This is a genomic window from Limnohabitans sp. (assembly GCF_044361985.1).
Lineage (GTDB): Bacteria > Pseudomonadota > Gammaproteobacteria > Burkholderiales > Burkholderiaceae_C > Limnohabitans_A.
Map to the genome: position 1 here is coordinate 1 of NZ_JBIKHV010000109.1, position 6550 is coordinate 6550.

The 6550-nt window shown below is 59.8% G+C and carries 8 protein-coding genes; 1 reads left to right on the forward strand and 7 read right to left on the reverse strand.

Features of this window, described 5'->3' with window-relative positions; all coding sequences use genetic code 11:
- Positions 1-659, reverse strand: a 659-nt coding sequence (locus ACIQ3A_RS13005; protein WP_396432153.1) for an LON peptidase substrate-binding domain-containing protein, incomplete at its 3' end; no start/stop codon positions are given.
- 31 nt (positions 660-690) lie between these two features.
- Between ACIQ3A_RS13005 and ACIQ3A_RS13010 the strand changes: the two genes are divergently transcribed.
- Positions 691-1239 carry a YggT family protein gene (locus ACIQ3A_RS13010; RefSeq protein WP_396432154.1) on the forward strand — a complete coding sequence of 183 codons (549 nt, stop codon included), beginning with the start codon at positions 691-693 and terminating at the stop codon, positions 1237-1239.
- Between the two features lie 73 nt (positions 1240-1312).
- On the opposite strand, the gene accD is transcribed toward ACIQ3A_RS13010, so the two are convergent.
- The 6 genes from accD to ACIQ3A_RS13040 all read right to left on the reverse strand — a co-directional run.
- Positions 1313-2185: an acetyl-CoA carboxylase, carboxyltransferase subunit beta gene (gene accD / locus ACIQ3A_RS13015; protein WP_396432155.1), complete on the reverse strand. Its 873-nt coding sequence runs from the start codon at positions 2183-2185 to the stop codon at positions 1313-1315.
- Between the two features lie 100 nt (positions 2186-2285).
- On the reverse strand, positions 2286-3095 hold the full coding sequence (gene trpA, locus ACIQ3A_RS13020) for a tryptophan synthase subunit alpha (RefSeq protein ID WP_396432156.1): 810 nt from the start codon (positions 3093-3095) through the stop codon (positions 2286-2288).
- A gap of 10 nt (positions 3096-3105) precedes the next feature.
- Positions 3106-4389: a tryptophan synthase subunit beta gene (trpB, locus tag ACIQ3A_RS13025; protein ID WP_396432160.1), complete on the reverse strand. Its 1284-nt coding sequence runs from the start codon at positions 4387-4389 to the stop codon at positions 3106-3108.
- Positions 4390-4423: 34 nt separating this feature from the next.
- Positions 4424-5128 (reverse strand): phosphoribosylanthranilate isomerase, encoded by a 705-nt coding sequence (locus tag ACIQ3A_RS13030; protein ID WP_396432157.1) that lies wholly within the window; start codon positions 5126-5128, stop codon positions 4424-4426.
- Positions 5125-5910 (reverse strand): tRNA pseudouridine(38-40) synthase TruA, encoded by a 786-nt coding sequence (gene truA, locus ACIQ3A_RS13035; RefSeq protein WP_396432158.1) that lies wholly within the window; start codon positions 5908-5910, stop codon positions 5125-5127. The genes ACIQ3A_RS13030 and truA overlap by 4 nt, the downstream gene beginning before the upstream one ends.
- The coding region (locus ACIQ3A_RS13040) for a hypothetical protein (RefSeq protein WP_396432159.1) at positions 5907-6550 on the reverse strand (644 nt) is incomplete at its 5' end. The genes truA and ACIQ3A_RS13040, both read right to left, overlap by 4 nt.

Sequence of the window (6550 nt, forward strand, 5' to 3'; positions counted from 1 at the left end):
CCCTCATTTCCACCAGAAGTGGCCGAAGGCGCCGATTCCACCATATCGCCCACCAATTCGAGGCGCATCAGGGGCTCTTGCAGCGTAAAAAGTCGGTATTTCATGGCCAGAGGCAGGGGCAGCAGTTCGCACCAGCGGTCAGACAACCAGGCGCAGTCGTTCAAGGCCCATGGCTGTGGCCAGTGCGGCACCACGCTGTCTTGCGCGCTCAAGGTGTCCAATGCGGACTGGATCTGCACGGCCAAATACTGCAAATGCTCGGGCACAGGCAAGCCAGGTTCTGCGGGCAAGTCTTCAACCTGTCCAAGCCACAGACCATCACTGCGTTGCTGCTTGCTGAGAATCCGAAACCGTTCCAGGCCTCGGCACCACACCAGCACCACCCCGGCACGGGGTCGCTCGATGCGTTCGATCGCTACCCGGGTTCCAATTGGCTCAAATTGCTCTGCCGCATCGCCAGGGCGATGAACTTCTCGGCCCTGGGTGAGCGTCACAACGCCAAACCCTGTCCCCAGACGTTCGCATTCGCCAATCATTTGCAAGTAGCGCAGCTCAAACAATTGCAGGGGCAGCAAGGCCCCTGTGAAAATCACGGTGCCCAGCGGGAACAGGGGCAATTCCGTCTGCACAGGAGGAAAAGGAGCATCGTTTTCAGGCATCTGGGTATCATCGCACGACAAGGAGAATTCAATGGTGTATCAGATGGTCAGTATGGTGTTGGAGGTGGTGGCGGGCTTGATCGCAGGCACTTGTCTGTTGCGCTTTTTGATGCAAAGGCAGCGCATTTCGTTCCATCAGCCTCTGGGGCAGTTTGTCTTTGCCGTGACCGACTGGTTGTTGTTGCCACTGCGCCGTGCCATACCCCCGTGGTCTGCCTGGGATCTGTCGAGTCTGGTCGGTGCGTTCCTGATCAAGCTGGTGCAGTATGTGTTGCTCTGGCTGGTGGCGGGTGGGCAGGGGGCCTGGGTCCTTTTGCCGCTGGTCAGCCTGGTGGGCCTGGCCCAGTTGGTCATCTCTGCACTCAGCGCCTTGGTATTGGTCTTGGCGGTCATGTCGTGGGTCAACCCTGGCTCGCCCATATACGCCCTGACAAGCCGGCTTTGCGAGCCTTTTTTGCGCCCTTTTCAGCGCGTGATTCCCTCGGTCGGCGGGGTCGACCTGTCGCCCTTGGCGCTGCTGCTGGTCTTGCAGATCTTGGGCATGCTGCTGTCGGGGCTGCAAATGAACTGGATGCATTGAAGCTGCAAGATTTCTCCCCATGACAAAGGCCCTCCGAAGAGGGCCTTTGTCATGGGTGGGGCCGTGGTAAAAATCAGCTCACCGCATCGGCAGGCTGACGCTGCAGCATGGCCAGGGTGCTGGCGATGGTTTTGCGCAACTCACGCCGGTCACAAATCAGGTCCACAGCGCCCTTGGTTTGCAGGAACTCTGCGCGCTGAAAGCCCTCGGGCAAGGTCACACGCACGGTGCTTTCGATCACGCGGGGGCCGGCAAAGCCGATCAGGGCTTTGGGCTCTGCCATGACCACGTCGCCCAAGAAGGCAAATCCTGCTGAAACGCCCCCCATGGTCGGGTCGGTCAGTACGCTGATGTAGGGCAAGCCCTTTTTGGCCAGGCGGGTCAGCGCGGCATTGGTCTTGGCCATCTGCATGAGGGACAGCAGCCCTTCTTGCATGCGGGCACCACCGGTGGCTGTGAAGCAAACAAAAGGCACTTTTTGTTCGATCGCGGTTTCAACGCCCCGCACAAAGCGCTCGCCCACAACGGAGCCCATGGAGCCGCCCATGAAGTCAAACTCGAAACAGGCCACCACCAAGGGGATGCTGAGCACCGAGCCCCCCATGACGACCAGGGCGTCTGTTTCGCCCGTGTTGTTCATGGCTTCCTTGAGGCGCTCGGGGTATTTGCGGCTGTCCTTGAACTTCAGGGCATCCACGGGCACGACTTCCTGACCGATTTCGTAGCGACCTTCGCCATCCAGGAAGCCGTTCAGCCGAGCGCGGGCACCGATGCGCAAGTGGTGCGCGCAGCCAGGGCAGACGTTCTGGTTTTCCTCAAGATCGGTCTTGTACAACACCGTCTCACAGCTGGGGCATTTGACCCACAAGCCTTCAGGCACCGAGCGGCGGTCGGCCGGGTCGGTGTGCTGGATCTTGGGGGGCAGCAGTTTTTCTAGCCAACTCATAAGGGTTCTCCTTCAACGGCGGATTATCGTTGAAACCACGGCAGGGTTATTGCCCAGAAAAAATGTGGCCAGAGCAGTCATGCGTGCCAGCCTTTTGTGTTCATGCATCCAGCGCTTGGCGAATGCCGCTCAAAAATTCAGCGGCCACGGCATTGACTTGGTCGGTGGGTGCCGCATCGATCAACTGGATCAATCGGCTGCCAATCACCACCGCATCGGCCACTTTGCTGATGGCCTGGGCCGTCGCAGCATCGCGGATGCCAAAGCCCACGCCCACCGGAATGTGCACATGCTGGCGGATTCGCGGCAGCATGGCTTCCACCGCATCGGTGTCCAGCGTGCCGGAGCCTGTGACGCCTTTGAGAGACACGTAATAAACATAGCCGCTGGCCACCTGGGCCACTTGCTGCATGCGCTCGTCGGTGGAGGTGGGGGCCAGCAAAAAGATCAGGTCCATGCTGTGGGCGCGCAGTTTGGCGGCAAACTCTACGCACTCCTCAGGCGGGTAGTCCACGATCAGCACGCCATCCACACCGGCTGAAGCCGCATCGCGGATAAAGCTGTCGGTGCCGTGTTTTTGGTCGTAGCGTTCCACGGGGTTGGCGTAACCCATCAACACCACGGGTGTCGTGCTGTCGGTCTGGCGAAATTCGCGCACCATGGCCAGCACCTGCACGGTGCCAATGCCCAGGGCCAACGCTTTGTCGCCTGCCTTCTGGATGACTGGCCCATCGGCCGACGGGTCTGAAAAAGGCACCCCCAGTTCTATGATGTCGGCCCCAGCCCCTGCCATGGCGTGCATCAGGGGAACGGTGGTGTTGGCTTGTGGGAAGCCTGCCGTCACATACGGGATCAGGGCTTTTCGGCCTTGGGATTTCAGCGCGGCAAGGGTGGCATCGATACGGCTCATGGGATGGCCCTCACTTCACGAAATTCACGGGCTGCTCGGCGCCCTTGACCGATTGGCCCTGGCAGCTGGGTCGGCAGTAGAAATCGGCATTGGATAAATCGGCCACGGTGCCAATGTCCTTGTCACCCCGTCCAGACATGTTGACCAAAATAGACTGGTCAGGCCGCATGGTCTTGGCCAGCTTCATAGCGTAGGCCACGGCGTGACTGGATTCGAGTGCGGGAATGATGCCCTCGGTGCGGCACAGGTAATGGAAGGCTTCGAGCGCTTCCTTGTCCGTGATGCCCACGTACTCGGCGCGGCCAATGTCCTTTAAGAAGGCGTGTTCAGGGCCGACACCAGGGTAGTCCAGGCCCGCGCTCACGCTGTGTGTTTCGGTGATCTGGCCGTTGTCGTCTTGCAAAATATAGGTACGGTTGCCGTGCAGAACGCCAGGTGTGCCCATTTGCAGTGAGGCGGAGTGCTTGTTCGTGTCCATGCCTTCACCGGCGGCCTCCACGCCGATCAGACGCGTTTTTTCGAACGGGATGTAGGGGTAAAAGATGCCCATGGCGTTGCTGCCGCCGCCCACGCAGGCCATGACGACATCAGGTTGTTCTTCGGCCATCTTCAGGCTGTGCAGCATGTCCGGCATTTGGGTGAGGCACTCCTCGCCGATCACGCTCTGAAAATCGCGCACCATCATGGGGTAGGGATGGGGCCCGGCCACGGTGCCGATGATGTAGAAAGTGTTGTCCACGTTGGCGACCCAGTCGCGCATGGCTTCGTTGAGGGCGTCCTTGAGGGTCTTGCTGCCCGATTCCACCGGGACCACGGTCGCACCCAGCAGCTTCATGCGGTAGACATTGGGGCTTTGGCGCTTCACGTCTTCGGCGCCCATGTAGACCACGCATTCGAGACCATAACGGGCACAGATCGTGGCGGTGGCCACGCCGTGCTGGCCCGCACCGGTTTCCGCGATCACCCGGGGCTTGCCCATGCGCTTGGCCAACATAGCCTGGCCGATGGTGTTGTTGATCTTGTGCGCGCCGGTGTGGTTCAGGTCCTCGCGCTTGAGAAAAATTTGTGCACCGCCCATTTCGCGGCTCATGCGGGCGGCGTGATAAACGGGGGAGGGACGGCCCACAAAGTGGGCCAGCTCGGACTTGAATTCGGCGATGAATTCCGGGTCGTGCTGGTATTTGGCGTAAGTGGCCTTCAGTTCGTTGATGGCGTGCGTCAGGGTTTCACTGACGAAACTGCCACCGTAAATGCCGAAATGGCCCTTGACGTCGGGTTGTTGGTAGTCGTACATAGCGTATTTGGGCGGATTTGAATCCGGGAAAATTTCAAAGGAGGTCGGCATCGGCGGCACGGACAGCCGCAACAAATTGCTGAATTTTTTGGGCATCTTTTAGGCCTTTGTCAGCCTCGATGCCCGAGCTCACGTCAACGGCCAGAGACCGGCCGTGCGTTCGCAGCGCCCGCATGCCATCGGCCACGTTTGCAGGTGTGAGTCCACCAGACAAAACGAGGTGAGCATTGACGTTTGGTGGCAGCAGTGACCAATTGAATGTTTTCCCGCCTCCGCCGTACCCGTCGACATGGGCGTCGAGCAAGATAGCTTGGGCTTGATGGTGAAGATGGCCAAATTTTACCAAGTCGAATTGGGCTGCTTCGGTCAGGGGGATTCGGGCCGCCTTCAGGTGCGGCCGTCCAGTGGCCTGGCTCATGGCCTCGCAAAATTCGGGCGGCTCATCGCCATGAAACTGGATCAAGGCGCCAGGCACAGTTGCGCAAGCTGCCTGAATGCGCTCGGCCGTGTCGTTGACGAACAGCAATACCGGTGTCACAAAAGCGGGCAGCAAGCGGGCCAGCTCGGCTGCGCGTTCTATGCGCACATGGCGAGGGCTGGGCGGGTACAACACAAAACCGATGGCATCGGCTCCAGCGGCAGCTGCAGCCAGCACGTCGGCTTCTCGGGTGAAACCACACATTTTGATGCGCGTGCGCAGCTGGGGGGCAATGGGCAAAAGGGTGTTTGGCTGGGTCATGGCAACCAATCAAAAGCGGGGGTGGTATCGGGCAAGCCCCAATCGGGGCTGTAAATAGGTCCGGCAAAGTACAGGCCATCGGGGGAAAACGTGGGCGCAGCCGCGTCGCGGTTTTTGGCCTCAAGCACTTCCCGCATCCAGTTTGGGCTTTGCTGTCCCTGGCCAATGCTCACCATACACCCCATGATGTTGCGGATCATGTGGTGCAAAAAGGCATTCCCTTCAAATTCAAAACGCCAGTAAGCGCCATGCCGGGTAATACGGATGTGCCGCAGCGTCTTGACAGGCGACAAGGCCTGGCAACTGCTGGCTCGAAAAGAGCTGAAGTCTTGCTCACCCAGCAAGTGCTGGCTGGCTTCGTGCATGGGGGCTTCGGCCAGGGGGCGATAGACCCAGCCCACACGGCCTGTCTCCAGGCTGGGGCGAACGATCGATTCGAGCAACACATAGACGTAGCGCCGTCCGGTGGCGCTGGCGCGGCAATGAAAGCTGTCGGGTACATATTGAGCCCATTGCACAGCGATGTCGGATGGCAAATACCGGTTGCTGCCTCGCACCCAAGAAGCCAGTTCGCGCTCAAGTGGGGTGTCGAAATGCACCACCTGCATCAGTCCGTGTACGCCTGCATCGGTGCGCCCCGCACACAAGGTGCTGACCCGAGGGACATCGCAAAATTGCGCTAGGGCTTTTTCGAGCTTGTCTTGAACGGTCAGACCGGAACTTTGGCTTTGCCAGCCTTGGTAGGCCGTGCCCGAGTAGCTGACGCCCAGAGCGAGTCTCACGAGTTCGGACCCTTTGGGTTGGCGGCTTGTTGGGCCTGCTTGGGTTCGGATTCAGCTGCAGGTGCGGGCGTCAGGTTCAAGTCCAGGTTTGCAAACTGAGGCGGCAGGCCTGAGGGAAAAGGGGTCAGGGTGGGGGCCAAAGTGGGGGCTTGGGCCTGGCCGCTGGTTGGGCCAAATAAATTTTCATGGGGATCAGGGCGACGCCTGACCATCCAGACCCAAGCGGCCATGCCTGCCAAAAGAGCCATCACCCAAGCCCAGATGGACGGGTTGCTGCTGAACTGCTCCAGCAAAGACCTGGGCGTCGTTTCTGCGACGGCCTTGGGCAGGCTCGGTGTCAAGGCCGATGGATCGGACGAACTTGTTGTTGACGAATCGCTTGTGGCCGTCAAGGACTTTAAGGTTTCCAAGTTCTTTTTCAGCGCGGTCAGTTGTTCAGTCTTATCCTGGATTTCACGCTCCACTGCCAGTCGCGCTTCGGCGCTATCGACAGTGACTTCGCGTTTGCTCAGGGTCAACTTGTCTTGTGCGTTCTGCGGTGGCTCAGGGGCCTGTAATTCGCCGACCCTTCCCACCATTTCGCGGGTGGCTGTGGCAGAAGCTTTCAGCGGGGCCTGGGCCAAGCGCCTGGCGTAGGCGG